1 protein-coding gene is annotated in these 970 nt (G+C 28.1%); it reads left to right on the forward strand.

The window, feature by feature from the left end:
• The first annotated feature begins 119 nt into the window (after positions 1-119).
• Positions 120-869 (forward strand): competence protein CoiA family protein, encoded by a 750-nt coding sequence (locus tag WA338_RS18805; protein WP_272985525.1) that lies wholly within the window; start codon positions 120-122, stop codon positions 867-869.
• Positions 870-970 lie beyond the last annotated feature (101 nt).

Below are 970 nucleotides of genomic sequence, written 5' to 3' on the forward strand. Positions count from 1 at the left end.
AAGGAATTTTAGTAATTTTTAAAATGATTTCTTCATCTTAAAATCAATTAAAACTGAAGATGATTTCAATGGGAACAGCTCTATGAGTAATTTCAAATCAAATTTTAAGAAGTAAAATATTGTTATTAGCACTTGATAATCTAGGAAATAGAATACAGCCCTTTAAGGGAGGTTTAGCATTTTGTCAAATTTGTAAAAAAAATGTCAGAGCATACTGTGGAGAAATCAACATTGATCATTGGAGACATATTAATTTAAATGATTGTGATATTTGGTACGAGAATGAGACAGAATGGCATCGCAAATGGAAGAAGAAATTCCCTTTGGACTGGCAAGAAATTATTGTAAAATATGAGAATACCGTTCATCGGGCGGATATAAAGACTTCATCTGGTCTAGTTGTTGAATTTCAAAACTCTTCTATATCTTCATTTGAAGTAAAACAAAGAGAGCATTTTTATGGAAAAATGATATGGTTAATCAACGCCAAAGAGTTTAAGAGAAATTTTACCTTATGGAGTAAGGTAAGAGCACTAATTAAACATATTGATGAAACTCACGATGATTATTACCATTTTCAAGATGAAGTTAGCGCTAATATTTCTTCTTTGGAAGAAACTATTTTAGAAACTAATTACAAAATTTCCTCGAATAAAAGTGAAATGAAAAATATTGTAATCAAAATTAATGAATGTAAAAAATTACACGAGAATTTAAAAAAAACCACAAAGACATTCATTAAGGGGTATTTCGGTTATTTAACTCCTATGCAAAATTTTAAAAGTGCGGTTAGAACAGGTATTAATAAGTGTAATGAACAAATTAAAAAATGTTCAATTTCCCGAGCCGAAAGGGAAAAAAATTATTGAGGATTAAAAATTTTGATAAATGCGAAATTAATGGTTATGAAAACTACTCTATTGTTGATTATAAGCTAATTAATTCTAGACATTTTGGAATTTGTAGAATG

This window comes from Leeuwenhoekiella sp. CH_XMU1409-2 (genome assembly GCF_037029365.1).
Lineage (GTDB): Bacteria > Bacteroidota > Bacteroidia > Flavobacteriales > Flavobacteriaceae > Leeuwenhoekiella > Leeuwenhoekiella blandensis.